This window comes from Amycolatopsis sp. ATCC 39116 (genome assembly GCF_000231075.2).
GTDB classification, from domain to species: domain Bacteria; phylum Actinomycetota; class Actinomycetes; order Mycobacteriales; family Pseudonocardiaceae; genus Amycolatopsis_E; species Amycolatopsis_E tucumanensis.
Map to the genome: position 1 here is coordinate 111,673 of NZ_AFWY03000003.1, position 16,507 is coordinate 128,179.

General features: G+C 72.0%; 19 protein-coding genes. 13 read left to right on the top strand and 6 right to left on the bottom strand.

What is annotated here, in order from left to right:
• Positions 1-98: 98 nt before the first annotated feature.
• Positions 99-506: an ATP-binding protein gene (locus tag AMY39116_RS0305330; protein WP_020416660.1), complete on the top strand. Its 408-nt coding sequence runs from the start codon at positions 99-101 to the stop codon at positions 504-506.
• On the opposite strand, the gene AMY39116_RS0305335 is transcribed toward AMY39116_RS0305330, so the two are convergent.
• Complete coding sequence (locus tag AMY39116_RS0305335) at positions 431-1,426, bottom strand: LysR family transcriptional regulator (protein WP_020416661.1); 996 nt, start codon at positions 1,424-1,426, stop codon at positions 431-433. The genes AMY39116_RS0305330 and AMY39116_RS0305335 overlap by 76 nt on opposite strands.
• Before the next feature lie 80 nt (positions 1,427-1,506).
• Here AMY39116_RS0305335 and AMY39116_RS0305340 point away from each other — a divergent pair, with 80 nt between their 5' ends.
• Genes AMY39116_RS0305340 through AMY39116_RS0305355 form a run of 4 tightly spaced genes read left to right on the top strand, consistent with a single transcriptional unit; the run spans position 1,507 to position 4,096 of the window.
• Entirely contained in the window at positions 1,507-2,712 is a 1,206-nt protein-coding gene (locus tag AMY39116_RS0305340; protein WP_020416662.1) for an MFS transporter, read from the top strand.
• A 10-nt stretch (positions 2,713-2,722) separates the two neighbouring features.
• Entirely contained in the window at positions 2,723-3,325 is a 603-nt protein-coding gene (locus AMY39116_RS42250; protein ID WP_063710135.1) for a hypothetical protein, read from the top strand.
• 21 nt (positions 3,326-3,346) lie between these two features.
• Positions 3,347-3,670, top strand: a complete 324-nt coding sequence (locus tag AMY39116_RS42255) for a roadblock/LC7 domain-containing protein (protein ID WP_020416664.1) — start codon at positions 3,347-3,349, stop codon at positions 3,668-3,670.
• Between the two features lie 33 nt (positions 3,671-3,703).
• A complete protein-coding gene (locus tag AMY39116_RS0305355; RefSeq protein ID WP_027935656.1) occupies positions 3,704-4,096 on the top strand; it encodes a hypothetical protein in 393 nt (130 codons plus the stop codon).
• Here the strand turns inward: AMY39116_RS0305355 and AMY39116_RS42260 are convergent.
• The gene (locus AMY39116_RS42260) at positions 4,093-5,295 is read right to left on the bottom strand and encodes an FAD-binding protein (RefSeq protein ID WP_020416666.1); all 1,203 of its coding nucleotides are present in this window, start codon (positions 5,293-5,295) and stop codon (positions 4,093-4,095) included. The genes AMY39116_RS0305355 and AMY39116_RS42260 overlap by 4 nt on opposite strands.
• Positions 5,295-7,340, bottom strand: coding sequence for a DUF6351 family protein (locus AMY39116_RS0305365; protein ID WP_020416667.1), 2,046 nt, complete (start codon positions 7,338-7,340; stop codon positions 5,295-5,297). The genes AMY39116_RS42260 and AMY39116_RS0305365 overlap by 1 nt, the downstream gene beginning before the upstream one ends.
• A 220-nt stretch (positions 7,341-7,560) precedes the next feature.
• Between AMY39116_RS0305365 and AMY39116_RS0305370 the strand changes: the two genes are divergently transcribed.
• From AMY39116_RS0305370 to AMY39116_RS42265, 7 genes are all read left to right on the top strand, one after another.
• Positions 7,561-8,340: an ABC transporter ATP-binding protein gene (locus tag AMY39116_RS0305370; protein ID WP_027935657.1), complete on the top strand. Its 780-nt coding sequence runs from the start codon at positions 7,561-7,563 to the stop codon at positions 8,338-8,340.
• Complete coding sequence (locus AMY39116_RS0305375; RefSeq protein WP_020416669.1) at positions 8,333-9,040, top strand: ABC transporter ATP-binding protein; 708 nt, start codon at positions 8,333-8,335, stop codon at positions 9,038-9,040. Before AMY39116_RS0305370 ends, AMY39116_RS0305375 begins: the two co-directional genes overlap by 8 nt.
• Positions 9,040-9,918, top strand: coding sequence for a branched-chain amino acid ABC transporter permease (locus AMY39116_RS0305380; protein WP_020416670.1), 879 nt, complete (start codon positions 9,040-9,042; stop codon positions 9,916-9,918). The genes AMY39116_RS0305375 and AMY39116_RS0305380 overlap by 1 nt, the downstream gene beginning before the upstream one ends.
• Entirely contained in the window at positions 9,915-10,973 is a 1,059-nt protein-coding gene (locus tag AMY39116_RS0305385; protein ID WP_020416671.1) for a branched-chain amino acid ABC transporter permease, read from the top strand. The genes AMY39116_RS0305380 and AMY39116_RS0305385 overlap by 4 nt, the downstream gene beginning before the upstream one ends.
• 10 nt (positions 10,974-10,983) lie before the next feature.
• On the top strand, positions 10,984-12,288 hold the full coding sequence (locus tag AMY39116_RS0305390) for an ABC transporter substrate-binding protein (protein WP_020416672.1): 1,305 nt from the start codon (positions 10,984-10,986) through the stop codon (positions 12,286-12,288).
• A gap of 76 nt (positions 12,289-12,364) precedes the next feature.
• Positions 12,365-12,958 (top strand): TetR/AcrR family transcriptional regulator, encoded by a 594-nt coding sequence (locus AMY39116_RS0305395; RefSeq protein ID WP_017981298.1) that lies wholly within the window; start codon positions 12,365-12,367, stop codon positions 12,956-12,958.
• Positions 12,959-13,337: 379 nt separating this feature from the next.
• Entirely contained in the window at positions 13,338-13,742 is a 405-nt protein-coding gene (locus tag AMY39116_RS42265; RefSeq protein ID WP_157358422.1) for a hypothetical protein, read from the top strand.
• Positions 13,743-13,817: 75 nt separating this feature from the next.
• Here AMY39116_RS42265 and AMY39116_RS0305405 read toward each other — a convergent pair whose 3' ends face one another.
• The gene (locus AMY39116_RS0305405) at positions 13,818-14,378 is read right to left on the bottom strand and encodes a hypothetical protein (RefSeq protein ID WP_020416674.1); all 561 of its coding nucleotides are present in this window, start codon (positions 14,376-14,378) and stop codon (positions 13,818-13,820) included.
• Positions 14,379-14,463: 85 nt separating this feature from the next.
• Between AMY39116_RS0305405 and AMY39116_RS0305410 the strand changes: the two genes are divergently transcribed.
• The gene (locus AMY39116_RS0305410) at positions 14,464-14,886 is read left to right on the top strand and encodes a PPOX class F420-dependent oxidoreductase (RefSeq protein WP_020416675.1); all 423 of its coding nucleotides are present in this window, start codon (positions 14,464-14,466) and stop codon (positions 14,884-14,886) included.
• A gap of 290 nt (positions 14,887-15,176) precedes the next feature.
• Here the strand turns inward: AMY39116_RS0305410 and AMY39116_RS42270 are convergent, their stop codons facing one another.
• Both AMY39116_RS42270 and AMY39116_RS0305420 read right to left on the bottom strand, forming a co-directional pair.
• Positions 15,177-16,097, bottom strand: coding sequence for an MBL fold metallo-hydrolase (locus AMY39116_RS42270; protein WP_051123481.1), 921 nt, complete (start codon positions 16,095-16,097; stop codon positions 15,177-15,179).
• Positions 16,098-16,189: 92 nt separating this feature from the next.
• Positions 16,190-16,375 carry an antitoxin gene (locus AMY39116_RS0305420; RefSeq protein ID WP_020416677.1) on the bottom strand — a complete coding sequence of 62 codons (186 nt, stop codon included), beginning with the start codon at positions 16,373-16,375 and terminating at the stop codon, positions 16,190-16,192.
• Positions 16,376-16,507: the final 132 nt, after the last annotated feature.

Here is a 16,507-nt window from a genome sequence, read left to right on the forward strand (position 1 = left end):
GTTTCCGGCCCGGAGGGTGTGCCATGGACACGCCGCGGTTCGGCGAGCGGGGACAATCGCTCGTGACGCTTTGAGCAGACAGGGCGTGGGTGAGCGGGATGGATGACGCGTCGGTGATGGGCGCATTGGTGCTCGACCTGCCGCACACGGTGCCGCCGCTGGTGCGGGTGCGTCAGTGGGTGGCGGCCGAGCTTTCCGACTTGGGCGACGACCGGGTGGTCGCGGTGCAGCTGATCGCGACCGAATTGATCACCAACGTGTACGACCACGGTGGCGGGACCGGCCGGATCCGGCTGTCCCGGGACGCGAACCGCATCCTGGTGGAAGTCGACGACGGTTCCCCGTCGCCGCCCGTGCTGGGGGACGGGGACCCGAGGGCCGTGCGCGGGCGGGGCCTCGTGCTGGTGGACAAGCTGGCCCTGTCGTGGGGCTACCGGCCGCGGGCGGACGGCGGCAAGACGGTCTGGGCGCTCGTCGACTGCGAGACCCTGAGCTGGACTTCCTGACGGATCCAGGACGGGCGCCACACCGGTTCGGGCAGTGGCGCCAGGTTCGCGAAGTGGGCGAGGACCGGCCGCAGACCCGGGTGCGGGTGCGCCGGGACCAGCAGGGAGAGCGGGTAGGCGAGCACCGGGTTCACGACCGGGATGCGGCGCAGGCCGAACCGGGCGGGCCAGGTGTAGCGGTCGCGCGCGCCGACCAGGGTCGCCACCTCGGCGGATTCGGCGAGCGCTTCGAGCAGCACCTCGTCACCGAAGTGCGGTCCCGCCGCGTCGATGCGCAGGCCGAACGCCGTGACCAGCTGGTCGTAGAACTCCGCCCATTCGCTGCGCGGCGCGATGCCGGGCACCCAGATCCGGAGCCCGCGCAGCTCCTCCGGCGTCACCGACGGGGCGTCGGCCAGCGGGTGCCGGGGGCCGGCGAGGAGTTCCAGCGCGGAGTCGAAGACGTGGATCATGCGCACGTCGGCGGGCAGCGCGGCCGGATCGGGGAGGGTGCGGAACGAGGCGTCCACCTCGCCGGACCGCACGGCGGCCGCCGCCACGCGGGGGTCGTCGACCCGCAGCGTCACCACGTCCAGTTCGGTGCCGGGGTGTGATCGCCAGTAGTCGTGCAGGACGACGGCCTGTGCGCTGCGCAGGCCGAGGACGTCGATCCGCAGGGCACGGGAGCCCGGCCGGACGGCGGCGATGCCACGGTCCACGCCCGCGACGACCCCTCGCGCGTGCGGGAGGAACGCCTGGCCGTCCGCGGTCAGCTCCACACCGCGGGCGGTGCGGGTGAACAGGCGGACGCCCAGCTCGCGCTCCAGCGCGGCGATCCGCTTCGAGACCGCCTGCTGGGTCACGCCCAGCTCGTCGGCCGCGTGCTGCAACTGCCCGAGCTCCGCCGCCCGGACGAACGATCGCACTGCCTCGGTGTCCACCGGGCCAGCCTAAGCAGGGTCAACCAACGGTTGTGGCTCGCCGGGCGGCGGTTGTTTGATCCGCATCAGCCCTGCCCGCTGTGATCTGCGGCGTGGAAGCCGATCTTCGCCGGCTGTGGTCGGCCTACGCGATGAGCACGTACGGCACGTGGCTCGCCTTCGGGGCGTTCCCGTTGATCGCGGTGCGGGTGCTGCACGCGCCGGCGTTCGCGGTGTCGTTGCTGGAGGCGGCCGGGCTCGCCGCGGCGGCGGTCTGCGCGCTGCCGCTCGGGTGGTGGGTCGAGCACCGGCCCAAGAGGCCGGTGATGATCGCGACGGACCTGGCCCGGTTCGCCGCGATGGCCAGCGTGCCCGCCGCGTACGCCTTCGATGTGCTGTCCTACGGCCAGTTGCTGGTCGTGTCCGTCGTCGCCGGGACCGCGAACATCGCGTTCACCGCCGCGTCCGGCGCGTACCTGAAACACCTCGTGCCCCGGGCGCGGCTGCTCGCGGCGAACGGGCGGTTCGAGGGCACGAGCTGGGTGGCGACCGCGGCGGGCCCGCCCGTCGGAGGCGCGCTCGTGGCCCTGCTCGGCCCGGTGGTGACGGTGCTGGCCGACGCGCTGAGCTACCTGCTGTCGGCGCTCGGGGTGCTGCGCATCCGCGGCGGTGATGTCGCGGCGCCCCGGGTCGCGCGGTTCCGCGTGGCCGACCTGCTCGCCGGCGCGCGCGTGATCGCACGGGATCCCGTGCTGCGGCGGCTGTTCCTCAATTCGATTCTGGTCAGCGGACTGATCATGGCCACCACGCCGCTCCTGGCGGTCCTCCTGCTCGGCGAGTACCGGTTTTCCGCGTGGGAGTACGGGCTGGCGTTCGGCGTCCCGGCGCTCGGCGGTTTCGCGGGCGCCCGGCTGTCGGCCCGGTTGGCGCGGCGCTACGGGCGGCACCGGGTGCTGACCGCCTCCGGCTGGCTGCGGTCGATCTTCCCGCTGGGGCTGGCGTTCGTGGGCCCTGGCGTGGCGGGGCTCGTCACGGTGATCGTCGTGGAGGGCTTGCTGATCACCTGCATGGGCGTCTTCAACCCGATCCACGCGACGGAACGGCTGCACCGCACGCCGGCGGACCACGCGGCGCGGGTGCTCAGCACGTGGAGCGTGAGCAGCAAGCTGCTGCAGGCCGGGCTGATGGCGGGGTGGGGCGTGCTGGGGACGCTGACGAGCCCGCTGTTCGCGATCACGGTGTCCGGCGTGCTGCTGCTCGGCACGCCACTGCTGTTGCCGCGGCGGGGTTTGGAGTCCGACGAGTAGCGTCGGGATCATGGGGGTAGGGCATTACCTGCGCAACGAGCGCCGTTTGCTCGCGTCCATCGGACTCGCCTTGCGGCGGCGGAAAGCGCTTGCGCCTTGCGCCGTCGCGGCCGGTTATTCGCGGGCGCAGCGGCCGTTGCTCGTCGTGTTCGTCGTGCTGACCGTGGTCGAGGGGCTGCTGTTCGCGCTGGTCGGGTTCGGGATCGTGGTGCACCTCGTCCTGGCGGCGGTCGAGCTGTACTCGCTGTTGCTGGTGGTCGGCCTGCTCTGCTCGATCACCGTGTACCCGCACTCGGTGTCGGCGGACGAGGTCCGCGTGCGGTACGGCGCGTTCCTCGACGTGCGGGTCCCGGTGAGCGCGATCGCGGCGGTGCGCGCACGGACCGAGGACCACTCGGGCAGGCCGGGGTTCGACCTGGATGGCGAGACGTTCACGGTGGCGCTGTCCTGGCAGACGAACGTCGTGCTGGAGCTGAGCCGGCCGGTGCCCTTCACCCGCCCGTTGGGCCGGCCCGGCGAGGCACGGGTGATCAAGTTCTACGCCGACGACCCGCAGGCTGCGGCTGCCGCGATACACCACGCCATGGTGCGTCCGCGGGAAAGGCCTGCGTGAGGGGGCCAGCACGATCGGCACGTGATCATCGAAGGTCTCGTCCGCGAACTCCCACAGGTGCGGCACGCGGTGCTGCTCTCCGCCGACGGTCTGGTGCTGGACCACTCGGCCGGCCTGGACCCCACCGACGCCGAGTACCTGGCCTCGATGGCCGCGGTGCTGCAGAGCCTGGCGCTGCGGGTGAGCAACGTCCTGGACGGCGGGGCGTCCCGGCAGGTCGTCGTGAGGTGCGACCGGATCGCCCTGGTGGTCCTCCCGTGGAACGACCACGAGCGGCTCGCGGTGGCCACCGCGGAGGCGGATCTCGATGAGATCATCGCGAAACTCGACCGCGCCGCGGCTTGACCTTCCAGGTGCTCGAAGGTGCATCGTTGAGACATGTCGAGAGAAGAACTCGCCCTGGCGATGACCAAGGAACCCGCCGAGGCGAAGCGCATCCTGTTGCGGCTCTGGGAGGAGGGCTCGGCGGTCGACCGCTGCGCCGCGGCCCACTTCCTCGCCGACCGGCAGGACGAGCCGCGCGACGAGTTGTTCTGGGACCTCCGCGCGCTCGACGTCGCGCAGGCCGCGGATCCCGCCGAGGTGCACGGCTTCTTCCCCTCCCTGCACCTCAACCTCGCGGACGTCTACCGCCGCCTCGGCGACTTCGCCAAGGCACGCGAGCACCTCGCCGCGGCGGAGGCCGTCATCGACACCCTCCAGGACGACGGCTACGGGCGCATGATCTGCGGCGGCCTCGCGCGGGTGGCGGAAAAACTCGCCGAGAGCTAGAAGATCCCCGGCCCCGGGGTCAGCACGCCGGCCGGGTCGTAACGCGACTTCCACCCGCGCAGCGCGGGCCACCGCGAACCGAAGTGGTGGCGCCAATCCGCCTGCGTGAAGGGGATCGCGCCGACCGGGTAGGTGAACCCACCCAGGTCGCGCGCCTCCTCGTAGAGGCGGCGGTTCTCGGCGACCTGCCTGGCGACCAAATCGGCGTCATCCGGCGGAAAACGCAGGATCGCCACGAGAAAAGCGACCCGATCGGCAGGCAGGCGGACCAGCGGCGCGTGCACCTCACCGGTGAACACCGGGTAGAACAACACGCACCCGGCCGGCCCGAGGTCCGCGGGCGTCAGCCGCTCCACCAGCGCGGTCAGGAAACCCACGGCCCTCGACGCGGGCAGGAAGCAGTTCCACCACGGGTGCGGGTGAAACCACGCCCCGGTCTCGGTCAGCAGCTCCTCGGCGGCGTCCAACCGGTGCTGGAACTCCACATAGGACAAGTCGCCGCCGGAGTACGCGGCCGTTTCCAGGAACACCCGCTTGCCCGCCTCGCCGAAGCGGACCTGGCCCTGCACGAAGTCGAACCGCCCCTCCTCGACGAACCGAAGCTGGTCCGCCGCCGCGGCCGCCACCGTGTCGTAGTCCACCTCGTGCCGGCTGATCCGCGGCGGCGCCCCAGTCAGCCGCAACGTCGCCCGCGTGATGATTCCGCACTGGCCCAGCCCGCCCAGCACCGCGGCGAACAACTCGTCCCCGGGGCCGCACGTCCGCACCACCCCGTCACCGGTGACGACCTCCAGCGCGATCACCGTGTCGGTCTGCAGCCCGTGCCGGAAACTCGTCCCGCCGATCCCGCCCACCGACAACGTGCCGCCCACGGACAACCTCAGGTAGTCGGTCAGCACCGGCGGTGTGCGGCCACGCTCCCACGCCGCCGCGAGCACCGCGTCCCAGCCGGCGCCCGCGTCCACCACGATCCGGTCCTCGGCGACCTCGTGCACCGCGGCCAGCGACGACATGTCGACCACGACACCGTCGGTCAGCGCCTGCCCGTACCCGGAATGGCCCCGTCCCCGCGCCGCGACCGGCACCCCGTCCTCGGCCGCGGTGCGAACGATCTCGCCGACCTCCCCGGCCGAGCGTGGCCGCAGCACCGCGGACGGCCGCCGCCGGACCAGGCGCCCGAAGTCGACGGACGCGGTCATCAGTACCGCTGCCAGACCCCGGCGGGCTTCCGCGCGCCCACCCCGGGCTTGCTCCAGTCGCACACCCCGTCCGGGAACGCCGCCCGCAACCGCCGCTGCTCCTCCCGGGTGAACGTGACCGGCAGGTAGTCGCGGAAGTCCACCGGCTTCAACCGGCACTTCAGCGCGTCCATCGCGAGCCCGGACCCGGCCACGAGACGCGTGTTCGCCGCGACCGGGAACAGCTCACCGCACCGCCCGCTCGACGGGTAGGTCAGCCGCTCCCGCACGCGCTCGGTCGCCGACACGTAGCACCCGTCCCCCAGGTCGGCGGGCCGGTTCGCGACCACCTTCTGCTGCGCGCCGCGCCCCGACCGGTCGTTCCCGATCGCCGTCAGCCAGCGGTCCATCGCGTCCAGCTCGTAAGCCGCCGCGACCGCGGCGTCCGCCGGCCGGCTCGCGATGATCACCTGGTTGTCCGCCGCCCCGCTGCGCCGCAACCGCTCCCGCATCACGAACGACCACTCCGTGGTGTGGATGTCGGCGCCGAACCCGGCCAGGTCGAGGTCCGTCCGCTGGTCGATGATCGGCGTCGTGCGCAACCCGAGCGACGCCGAGTTGAACAACCCGGACCGGTAGGCCGCCGACAACGCCTTCGGGTCGGCCGCGCTCCGCGCCGGAACCGGGGCGCCCGTGTAGTCGAGCCCGCCGATGGCGGCGTTCAGGTCCACGAACTGCGCCGCCGAGATCTGCCCGGCCCGCAGGGCCGACAGGCCGTACTGCACCCCGGTGTTGTCCAGCGTGCTGCGCACGAACCCGGTTCGCGGATCCCGCCCGAGCTGGTTCACCAGCTGCTCGTTGGAGTTGCAGATGACACCGTCCGGATTGGACACCGGGTCCCACCGCTCGGACACCGGCAGCAGCAGGGTGCAGCTGCCGGTCGCCGTCGCGCGGTTGGCGAACGTCTGCTCCCACGAGACGCACGTGCTGTAGGTGTGGAACCCGGCCACCGCGAGCCGCTGCTCCGGTGTGAACGAGCTGCCCGCCCCGGCGAAGTACCGGTTGAGCAGGCGGCAGTCCGTGACCGGCCCGGCCGTGCTCAGCGGGTCCGGGTAGGAGATGCCGGGGATGATGCCGTCCAGGATGCCCGGGTAGTTCTCGGCGATGTCGTACTGCTGGATCGCGCCGCCGGACCCGCCCCAGCCGATCGTGTGCCGCGCCGGCCCATAGGTCTCGGTGAAGTGCTCCTTGACCATCATCGCCGCCTCCGCGGAGATGATCGGGCTGCAGTTGTTGTCCAGCACGTTCAGGCTCGACGAAGCGACCGCGTACCCCTGGGACAGGAACAGGTCGTTCAGCACCCCGCCGGTCGACGCGCCCTGGTGGAACCCGGAGTTGCAGCCACCGCCGAAGGTGTAGACGAGCCGCTCGTTCCAGCCGCGCTCCACAGTGAACGGTGACGGCGCGGTCCCGTCGGTGAGCGCGGCGATCTCGTAGACCGCGCGGTCGATCGTGCCGCGTTCCACCCGCACGATGTAGGGCATCCCGTTGACCGACGCGAGATCGGCGGGCCGGGACGCCGGATCGGCCAGCGGCCGGAACTGCCCGCCGGTCGTGCGGTACTGGTAACTCACCTGGGTGGGCGCGCTGCACAGCGGCGGCGTCGCGGCCGGCAGCCCGTAGGCCTGCGTCTCGCAGTAGAACGGCTCCTGCTGCCGTCCGGAGAACACCGGCCCGGTGATCGGGTGGTTGGTCACCCGCAGGCTCGCGCGTCCCCGGCCCGGCGCGCTCGCGACGATCTCGTTCGTCCCGTCCCGCAGGCCGCCGACCAGGCCGAGCAGGGTGTCGCCGGTCTGCTTGAACTCGCCGGTGACGTCACGGCCGTTGGCCGTCACCCGCACGTCCCGCGCGGCCGGCACCCGCACCAGCACCTGCCCGCCGCTGACCAGGTCGGGGTGCGGGTTGGAGACGGATTCGACGGTCAGCCGCGGCGGCGCCGCGACCGCCGCCGGAACGGTGAGCAGCGACGCCGCACACGCGGCGGTCAGCACCAGTGCACGCAGCAAGGGAGCACCCCCGGGCTCGTGCGCCACCTCGTCGTGGCGCCCGCGTCGGGTATAGCACGCGGTCCGGTCACCGCAAAAGTCCAGAACTGGGTTCTGTTCGATCACGCTTGACCAGATTGTCCGAAGGGTCTGTGCAAGACGCCCCAGGCTGTGTACGGTCCCTCCAAACCGAACCTGATTCTGTTTTTGCACACCTGCGAAGAGGCGGTGGTCGCGAGAAATGGCGCAGCAAGCCCCGTTGCTACGAGTGGACGAGCTGAACGTGTCCTTCGGCGGATTGCGGGTCCTCCAGGCGGTCTCGCTCGAAGTGGCCGAAGGGGAGGTGCTCGGCGTCATCGGTCCCAACGGCGCGGGCAAGACGACCCTGTTCAACACGATCTGCGGGTTCGTCCGCCCGGACTCCGGCGCGCTGTCGTTCGACGGCCGCCGCCTCCTGCCCCGCCCGCACCGGCTCACCCGGCTGGGGATCGCCCGCACCCTGCAGGGCCTCGGGTTGTTCCCCAACCTCAGCGCGCTGGACAACGTCGCCGCCGGCGCGACCCACCGCTCGCGCACCGGCCCGGTCGGCGCGCTGCTGGCCTCGCCGTGGGCCGAGCGGCACGAGCTGCGGCTGCGGGACCAGGCGATGGGCATGCTCGAGCAGTTCGGCATCGCCGACGCCGCGCAGCGGCCGTGCGCGAGCCTGCCCTACGGCATCCGCAAACGGGTCGCGCTGGCCCGCGCGCTGATCAGCGAACCGCGCCTGCTGCTGCTCGACGAGCCCGCGGCGGGCCTGTCCGCCACCGAGATCACCGAGCTCGCCGACATCGTGCGCGGGCTGCGGCAGCGCACCACCGTCATGCTCGTCGAGCACCACATGGAGTTCGTGATGAACCTCTGCGACCGGCTCGTCGTGCTGGACTTCGGCGAGGTGATCGCCACCGGCACGCCCGCCCAGGTGCGGGAGGACCCGGCCGTCCAGCGCGCCTACCTCGGCGAGGCGGTGGCGGCCGATGCTTGAGGTCAGCGGCCTCGTCGCCGAGTACGGGCCGGTGCGCGCGCTGCACGACATCGACCTGACGGTCGAGCGCGGCTCGATCACCGCGGTGCTCGGTGCCAACGGCGCGGGCAAGACGACGCTGCTGCGCTCGTTGTCCGGGCTGCTGCGGCCGAAGTCCGGTTCGGTGCGCCTCGGCGGCCGGGACATCACCCGGCACGGCCCGGAGGACCTGGTCCGGCTGGGCGTGGCGCACGTGCCCGAGGGGCGCGGGGTGATCGTCGAGCTGACGGTCGAGGAGAACCTGCGCCTCGGCGGGCTGTGGCGGCGCGACCGGGCGTGGCTGCGCACCGGCGTGGCGCGCATGTTCGAGCTGTTCCCGCCGCTCGAACAGCGACGGAACCAGCGCGCGGAGACCCTGTCCGGCGGTGAGCGGCAGATGCTCGCGATCGGGCGCGCCCTGATGAGCCGTCCCGACCTGCTGCTGCTGGACGAGCCGTCGCTGGGCCTCGCGCCGCGCACCGCCGCGCAGATCGTCGCGACGCTGCGCCGCCTGCGCGCCGAAACCGGCCTGACCCTGCTGCTGGTCGAGCAGAACGCGGGCACGGCGCTGTCGGTGGCCGACCGCGCCGTCGTGCTCAACGTCGGCCGCAAGGTCGCCGACGACGAAGCCGCCCGGCTGGCCGCCGACGACCGGGTCCGCCGGGCCTACCTGGAGATGTGATGGGACGGTTCCTCGACTTGACGCTCGCCGGGCTGACCAGCGGCGCGGTGTACGCCGCGGTCGCGCTGGCCCTGGTGCTGATCTGGCGCTCCACGCGAATCGTGAACTTCGCGCAGGGCGGGATGATGATGATCACCACGTTCCTCGGCTACACCGTGGTCAGCCACGGCGGGTCCTACTGGCTGGCGCTGGCCGTCGCGATCGCCGCCGGGCTGGTGCTCGGCGCGGTCGTGGAGCGGGTGCTGATCCGGCCGGTCGCGAAGCGGCCGCCGCTGGACGCGGTGGTGGTCACGTTCGGCCTGCTGGTCGGGCTGCAGGGCGTCGCCGGGATGGTGTTCGGCGGCACCCCGCAGTCCTACCCGCCCGCGTTCTCCATCGCCGGGTTCCAGGCCGGCGGGCGCCAGATCCTGTTCTCGCCCAACGACTTGTGGATCGTCGGCGTGGTGCTCGCCGTGATGGTGGTGCTGGCGGTGGTGTTCCGCCGGACCTCGGCAGGCCTGCGGATGCGCGCGACGGCGTTCGCGCCGGAGGTGGCCCGCCTGCTGGGGGTGCGGGTCGGCCGGATGCTGACCGTCGGCTGGGCGCTGGCGGCGGTGGTCGGCGCGGTCGCCGGGGTGCTGATCGCGCCGAGCACGTTCGTCAGCCCGACGGCGTTCGACGCGGTGCTGGTGTTCGGGTTCACCGCCGCCGTGATCGGCGGACTGGACAGCCCGCCGGGCGCGGTCGTCGGCGGGGTCGCGCTGGGCCTGGTGCTCAGCTTCGTCTCGGGCTACCTGGGCCCGGACATCGTGACGCTGGGCGCGCTGGTCGTGCTCATCGTGGTGCTGATGGTGCGGCCGCACGGGTTGTTCGGCGCGGGAGCGAGGCGGCGGGTATGACGATGACGGAAACGCAGGCGCCCCAGCGGGAGGCGTCCACGGCGCCGCTGTGGCGACGGTCCACTTTGCTGCGTCACGCGTGCTGGGCGGTGCTGGGGCTGCTCGGGTTCTGGCTGCTGTCGATCGCGCTGGACCCGTTCGCGAACCTGCAGCTGGCCCAGATCGCCTACACGGCCATCGCCGTCGCCGGGCTCACCGTGCTGTCCGGCCTCAGTGGACAGATCTCGCTCGGGCACGGCGCGTTCGTCGCGGTCGGCGCCTACACGGCCGCGCTGCTGCTGGAGAACGCCGAGTGGAGCCTCGCGCCGGTGCTGATCGTCGCGACCGCGGGCACCGCGCTGGTCGGCACGCTGGTCGGCGTGGCCGCGGCTCGGCTGCGCGGGCCGTACCTGGCGGGGGCGACGCTCGCGCTGGCCGTCGGGCTGCCCTCGCTGGCCGACTACCACGGCCTGCGCGACCTGCTGGGCGGCGCGAACGGCCTGATCGTCAGCCCGCCGGTGCCGCCGCTGTCGCTCGGGGAGACCTTCCCGCTGGAGCGGTGGCAGTCCTGGATCTGCGGCATCTGCCTGGTGGTCGTGTTGTTCCTGCTGGCCAACCTCAGCCGCAGCCGCCTCGGCCGCGACATGCGGCTGGTGCGCGAGGACGAGGACGCCGCGGCCCTGTCCGGCGTGCACGTCGCCCGCACCCAGATCCTCGCGTTCTGCGTCAGCGCCGGGTGCGCCGGGCTGGCCGGCGGCCTGTTCGCGATCGTCAACAACCTGGCCGCGCCGGGGGCGTTCACGCTGGCCCTGTCGTTGTCCCTGCTCACCGCCGCGGTGCTGGGCGGGCTCGGCAGCCTCGCCGGCGCGGTGTACGGCGCGGTGATCGTGACGCTGCTGCCGAACTGGTCGACCGACCTCGCGCAGCAGGCCGACCTGCCGCGCGCGGTCTACGCCAACATCCCGCTGGTCCTTTATGGACTGGTGCTGATCCTGGTCATCCTGGCCTTCCCCGGCGGCATCCAGTCCGGGGTGCGCCGGATCGGCCGCCTGCTCCGCCGTAACCGGAAGAACTGAAGGAGACGAGATGGTCCTGTCCAGACGCCCGCGCGCGGCGGTCGCGATCGCCGCGGCGCTCGCGCTCACCTTGACCGCGTGCGGCGGTGGAGGTTCGGGTAGCGGCAGCACGCCCGGTGTGACCGACACCGAGGTGCTGATCGGCAGCACCCTGCCGCTGACCGGCAACGCGGCGCCCGGCTACAGCGAGCAGGGGCCCGCGGCGAAGGCGATGTTCGACTACATCAACGCCAGCGGCGGCATCCACGGCCGCAAGATCAACCTGAAGTACGTCGACGACGCCTACAACCCGGCGAACACGGTCACCCTGACCAAGCAGCTGGTGCTGGAGGACAAGGTGTTCGCGGTGGTCGGCGCGCTCGGCACGCCGACGCACACCAAGGTCGTGGACTTCCTGAACAGCTCGCGCGTGCCGGACCTGTTCGTCGCGTCCGGCTGCACCTGCTGGGACCAGCCGGACAAGAACCCCTACACCTACGGCTGGCAGCCCGACTACACCGTCGAGGGCAAGATCCTCGGCGACTACGTCGCGAAGAACTTCGCCGGCAAGAAGGTCGCCTACTTCTACCAGGACGACGACTTCGGCGCCGACGGCATGAAGGGGCTGGACAAGTTCATCGACCAGAGCCTGGTCGTGTCGCGGCAGCCCTACCAGCCGGGCAACACCGACGTCGCGGCCCAGGTGTCGGCGATCGCGCGCAGCGGCGCGGAGGTGGTGGTGCTGGAGACGATCCCGGCCTACACCGCGTTGTTCAAGCTGACCGCGCTGAAGCTGGGCTACAACCCGCAGCTGGTCGCCTCCAGCGTGGGCGCGGACCCGGTGACGGTGGCCGGGCTGCTGGAGAACTTCGCCAAGCAGAGCGGCGCGTCGGTCAAGGGCAGCGACCTGGTCGAGGGGCTGGTCAGCAGCGCCTACCTGCCGGCGAGCGGCAACGCGCAGAACTCGTGGATCCAGCTGTTCAAGAAGGTGCACGACACCTACATCCCGAACCTGCCGTTCGACGGCAACGTCATCTACGCGATGTCGTACGCGTACACGTTCGCGCAGGTGCTGCAGGCCGCGGGCAAGGACCTGACGCGGCAGGGGCTGATCGACGCGCTGAACAAGGGCGGGTTCACCGGGCCCGGGCTGGTGCCGTTCCGGTACGGGCCCGACTCGCACGCCGGCTACACCGGCGGGCAGATCTCGACCATCCGCGGCGGGCAGCAGGTGCTGTCCGGCACGCCGCTGACCACCGACGACGGTGACGGACCGGTGGTGCCGTACACGCAGCCGCAACCGGCGGCGCCGGCCAACGGCGTGCCGGCGGCGTGAGGTGGGCGCCGCGTCCCGGCGGGGCTCACGTCACGCCGGGACCGGCGCGAGCCGTGCGGTCCGGCACAATCGGGGTATGACCGAGGCCACCACCGGGAGCACGCGGGCGCAGATCACGCGCGCCGCCCTGCTCGACGCAGCCCGCGAGGTGTTCGTCGCCTCCGGTTACGAGGACGCCAAGCTCGTCGACATCGCCGACCGGGCGGGTGCCAGCATCGGCAGCCTCTACCACCACTTCACCGCGAAGTCGGACCTGTGGATCACGCTGTACGACGAGTACACGCGGCGGCAGCAGCACCGGTCGGCGCGCGCGTTCCGGACCGCGCTGGCCGCGGGGGAGGAGGACGCGCTGCGGCTGTTCATCGCCGGCACCCGCGCGTACCTCGAGGGGTGCTGGGAGGAGCGGCAGCTGGCGCGGATCTTCCTGTCCGGCAGCGGGCCCGCCGGGTTCGGCCTGCTGACGCGGCAGCGGTTCCGCGAGTGGCTGCACGCGAACTCGACGCTGGTGAACGGCCATACGCGGCCGCTGTCGGACATGCTGGTGCTGTGCCTGACGGCGATGGCCACGGAGGCGGGGCGCGAGGTGGCGGCCGCGTCGTCGAAGGCGAAGGCGCGCCGGATGATCGACGAGGTCCTCGAACTGATGGGACGCCTGTACCCGGCCTCGTAGCGATGGTGCCGAGGCAGCAGGCTGTCGCCGAGCGTGCGCAGGTTGCCCCGGGCTGACCTGCAGCCTGCCCTGGCCGGTGATGGTGCCGAGGGCAGCAGGCCGAACACGGAGCACGTGCTCGCAGTGCAGATAGCCCAGGCTCGCCGCCCCTGCCGCGGATAGCCCAGGCTCGCCACACCTGCCGCAGATAGCCCAGGCTCGCCCATACCCGCCCCAGTCCCGATGCCCCAGTCCCGGCGCCCCAGTCCCGATGCCGCAGTCCAGACCCTTCTGCGGCTCGACCCTGAACTCCGCCAGCAATTGTTGAACGATCCTCTTGTCGTCTCGATCAACGTCGCGCTAGGCTGCGCCATCGCTTCCGGCAGGAGAGGAAAAACCAATGAAGGCCCACAGGGGAATTCGCGCCGCGGTGGCTCTGTCGTCCGGTGTACTTGCGGTACTGGCCTTCCAGGGCACGGCTTCGGCCGCCCCGGTGCCGCCCGGCGACGGCTGGGACCACGTCTGGTCCGGCGCGTCCGGCGATTTCAAGGTGTACGTGGAGGAACACGGCGACCTGATCTCCGCCTGCGACACGAAGGCGGACGGCAAGACCCCGACAGTGTGGGTCGGCCCCGGCACCGGGGAGACGACGCGGTACTCGTTCCGGGTGACCGGCGGGAGCGGCAGCTGCGTCTCGAAGAGCGCTTCGCTCGGCGGTGTCTACAACCTGCCCGAGGGGCAGAAGTTCACCGTCACGGCGTGCAGCTACGGCTGCGGCGCCTGGCCGTTCGTGAACGACCACTGACGCCCCGGCAGCGCGCGTCGGCCCTCACGCGGGGTGCTCATGACGCTGATCGCAGGCCAGACCTGCCACCGGGCGTCAGCGGAGCAGGTCCGGCCGGACTCTGGCGATCTCCTGGGTCAGCTGCCGGACCGTGGCGAAGTTCGGCAGTCTCAGTTGCACGTCCGGGCCGGCGTCCGGCAGGGGTTTCACCAGCGCGCTGTGGCGGGTCGCGAAACGGCCGTCCGCGGGGGTGAACACGAGGGCCGGCAGCACGGGCTTCGAGTTCGGGTCGCCCTTGACCGGCGGGCGCGGTTCCCGTCCGCGCACGGCGCGCAACTCCTCCCACGCGATCAGGTCGGATTTGCGACCGGCTCCCCACCACAGTCCACGCTGATCGACGACGAAGCGGTGCATGCGGGGGACGGAGCCGATCATGATCAGCAGGCCGCCCAGCGCGAGCGCGCCGAAGAGGAACGACGCGGCGGTCGGAGTGAGGTTCTTCGACTTCGACGAACCTGAGGCATGCCCGACGTCCGGGAAGAGGGCGACCAACCCGAAGACGACGAACATGGCCAGCCCCCCGATGAACACCCATCGGCCGGACCGGTACTCGACGACGGGCGTCTCGGGATCGGGGGACCACGTCTGTTCGGGCACGGACGGCAGCGTAGCCGAAGGCGGCTCCAGCAGGAGCGGGCGCGCGATTGACCCTCACATCAGTGTGAGGGTGCATGATCGGAGCATGACCTTCGATCCGCACGACCTGCTCGCCGACGCCAGGATCGCCGTACTGGCCACGATCAAGGCCAACGGCCTGCCGCAGCTGTCGCCCGTCACGCCGTACTACGACCGCGACGCCGGGGTGATCTACGTGTCCATGACGGAGGGCCGGGCCAAGACCCGCAACCTCCGCCGCGATCCGCGCGCCGCGCTGGAGGTCACCAGCTCCGACGGCTGGGCGTGGGCGACCGCGGAGGGCCCGGTCACCCTCACCGGTCCCGGCACCGACCCGCACGGCCCCGAGGTCGAGGCGCTGGTCGACTACTACCGCAAGGCCGCGGGCGAGCACCCGGACTGGGCCGAGTACCGCGAGGTCATGGTGTCCGACCGCCGGGTGCTCATGACGCTGAAGGTCGAGCGCGTCTACGGCGAGAAGATCCGCTGACCGCACTGGCTCGAACGCGGAACTCGCGCCCGCGAGGGCGCGACTCGCGGCCGTGAGGCTCGCGCCGCGAGCGTCGGGCTCGCACCCGCGGGACTCGCGGGCGTGTGCGCGGAACTCGCGCACACGAGCGCAGGCCTCGCGCACACGAGCGCAGGCCTCGCGCCCGTGTGCGCGGAACTCGCGCCCGCGAGTGCGGAACTCGCGCCCACGAGCGCAGGCCTCGCGCCCACGAGTGCGGAACTCGCGCCTGCGACTGCGGAACTCGCGCACGCGGGCGTGAGGCCCGCGGGTCAGATGTCGAGGCGGATCAGGCCCGTCTCGGTCATCCGCTCCCCGTGGGCGGCGGCGCTGGTGAGCAGGTCCTTGACCCCGGCCGGGAAGTCCAGCTCGGTCCCGTGCGCCTGCGCGTACGCGATTCGAGCGTTGACGCCGTGCCGCTCGCCGGCGCCCCACTCCGGACAGCGCGCCCTGGCGGCCTCCTCGATCGCCGCGTAGTCCGCCGACGCGGCGACGGCCTCCTGCAGCCACTCGAAGTACTCGCGCACGTCCGCGACCGGGTTCTCGGCCGCGGCCGTCACCGGGCCGTGCCCGGGCACGTACGTGGCCGCGCCGAAGGTTTCCAGCCAGGTCAGCGCTTCCAGCCACCCGGCGATGGACCCGGAGATCGCCAGCGGCGTCACCCCGAGGAACAGCAGGTCGCCGGTGAACAGCGTGCCCGACTCCTCGTGCCACACCACCAGATCGCCGTGCGTGTGCGCGGGCCCGGGCACCGGCACGACCGCCACCGACGTGCCGCCGAGGTCGAGGGTCCGCGGCTCGGTGACGGGGGAGATGTCCGCGGGCGGGTCGATGGTGCCCCAGTCGCAGCTGAAGAGCATGTCGTAGGTGTGCGGGCCGGACAGCACCTCGCCCGCGGCGGGCGGGGTGGCCAGCACCGTCGCGCCTGCCGCGGCCAGGCGGCCGGCTCCGTGGGCGTGGTCGCCGTGCGCGTGGGTCAGCGCGACCGTGCGGGGCGTGCCGGGCGCGAGGTAGGCGTCGATCGCGGTCTCCAGCCGCCGGTTCAGCGGCTCGGTCGCGAACGTGTCGACCTGCAAGGCCGCGTCACGGCCCACGACGAGCCCCGCGTTGCTGACGAACCAGCCGCCCGGCGGCTGGTGGAAGGCGATGACGCCGGGGCGCAGGGCCACCGGGTTCAGGTCGGGTCTGGACACGCGGCCCAGCATCCTCCTCGGCGTGCGATGAGGGGAAGAGTCCTTCGGGACGAAGACCTCGCCCCGAAGGACTCATTCCACTGTGGACTTCCTCACTGCGGCGGTGGCTGCTCCTGCTGCCCGCGCGCGAAGTCCTTGGCCTTCTGCGACGCCTGGTCGATCTTGTCGGCGTGCTCGCCGAACCGGCCCTTGGCGGCCTCGGCGGCCTTGTCGATCCCTTGGTCCGTCTTGTCCGGGTTCTTGCCCATTGCGTCCTTGGCCTTGTCGAACATGTTCATGGCTCACCTCCTAGGCGCCCCGGCTACCCGGCCCGGAACTGCGGAAACGCCGGATCCCCCGCACGCGGGTCACTCACGCGAGGGGATCCGGGTGGAAAGTTCCCACCCGGACGCCTTGTCGGAATGGTCTAG

Coding starts and splice junctions, on each gene's coding strand:
- AMY39116_RS0305330 (WP_020416660.1), top strand. CDS start 99: ATGGATGACGCGTCGGTGATGGGCGCATTGGTGCTCGACCTGCCGCAC.
- AMY39116_RS42250 (WP_063710135.1), top strand. CDS start 2,723: ATGGGGGTAGGGCATTACCTGCGCAACGAGCGCCGTTTGCTCGCGTCC.
- AMY39116_RS0305355 (WP_027935656.1), top strand. CDS start 3,704: ATGTCGAGAGAAGAACTCGCCCTGGCGATGACCAAGGAACCCGCCGAG.
- AMY39116_RS42260 (WP_020416666.1), bottom strand. CDS start 5,295: ATGACCGCGTCCGTCGACTTCGGGCGCCTGGTCCGGCGGCGGCCGTCC.
- AMY39116_RS0305370 (WP_027935657.1), top strand. CDS start 7,561: ATGGCGCAGCAAGCCCCGTTGCTACGAGTGGACGAGCTGAACGTGTCC.
- AMY39116_RS0305375 (WP_020416669.1), top strand. CDS start 8,333: ATGCTTGAGGTCAGCGGCCTCGTCGCCGAGTACGGGCCGGTGCGCGCG.
- AMY39116_RS0305380 (WP_020416670.1), top strand. CDS start 9,040: ATGGGACGGTTCCTCGACTTGACGCTCGCCGGGCTGACCAGCGGCGCG.
- AMY39116_RS0305385 (WP_020416671.1), top strand. CDS start 9,915: ATGACGATGACGGAAACGCAGGCGCCCCAGCGGGAGGCGTCCACGGCG.
- AMY39116_RS0305390 (WP_020416672.1), top strand. CDS start 10,984: ATGGTCCTGTCCAGACGCCCGCGCGCGGCGGTCGCGATCGCCGCGGCG.
- AMY39116_RS0305395 (WP_017981298.1), top strand. CDS start 12,365: ATGACCGAGGCCACCACCGGGAGCACGCGGGCGCAGATCACGCGCGCC.
- AMY39116_RS42265 (WP_157358422.1), top strand. CDS start 13,338: ATGAAGGCCCACAGGGGAATTCGCGCCGCGGTGGCTCTGTCGTCCGGT.
- AMY39116_RS0305410 (WP_020416675.1), top strand. CDS start 14,464: ATGACCTTCGATCCGCACGACCTGCTCGCCGACGCCAGGATCGCCGTA.
- AMY39116_RS0305420 (WP_020416677.1), bottom strand. CDS start 16,375: ATGAACATGTTCGACAAGGCCAAGGACGCAATGGGCAAGAACCCGGAC.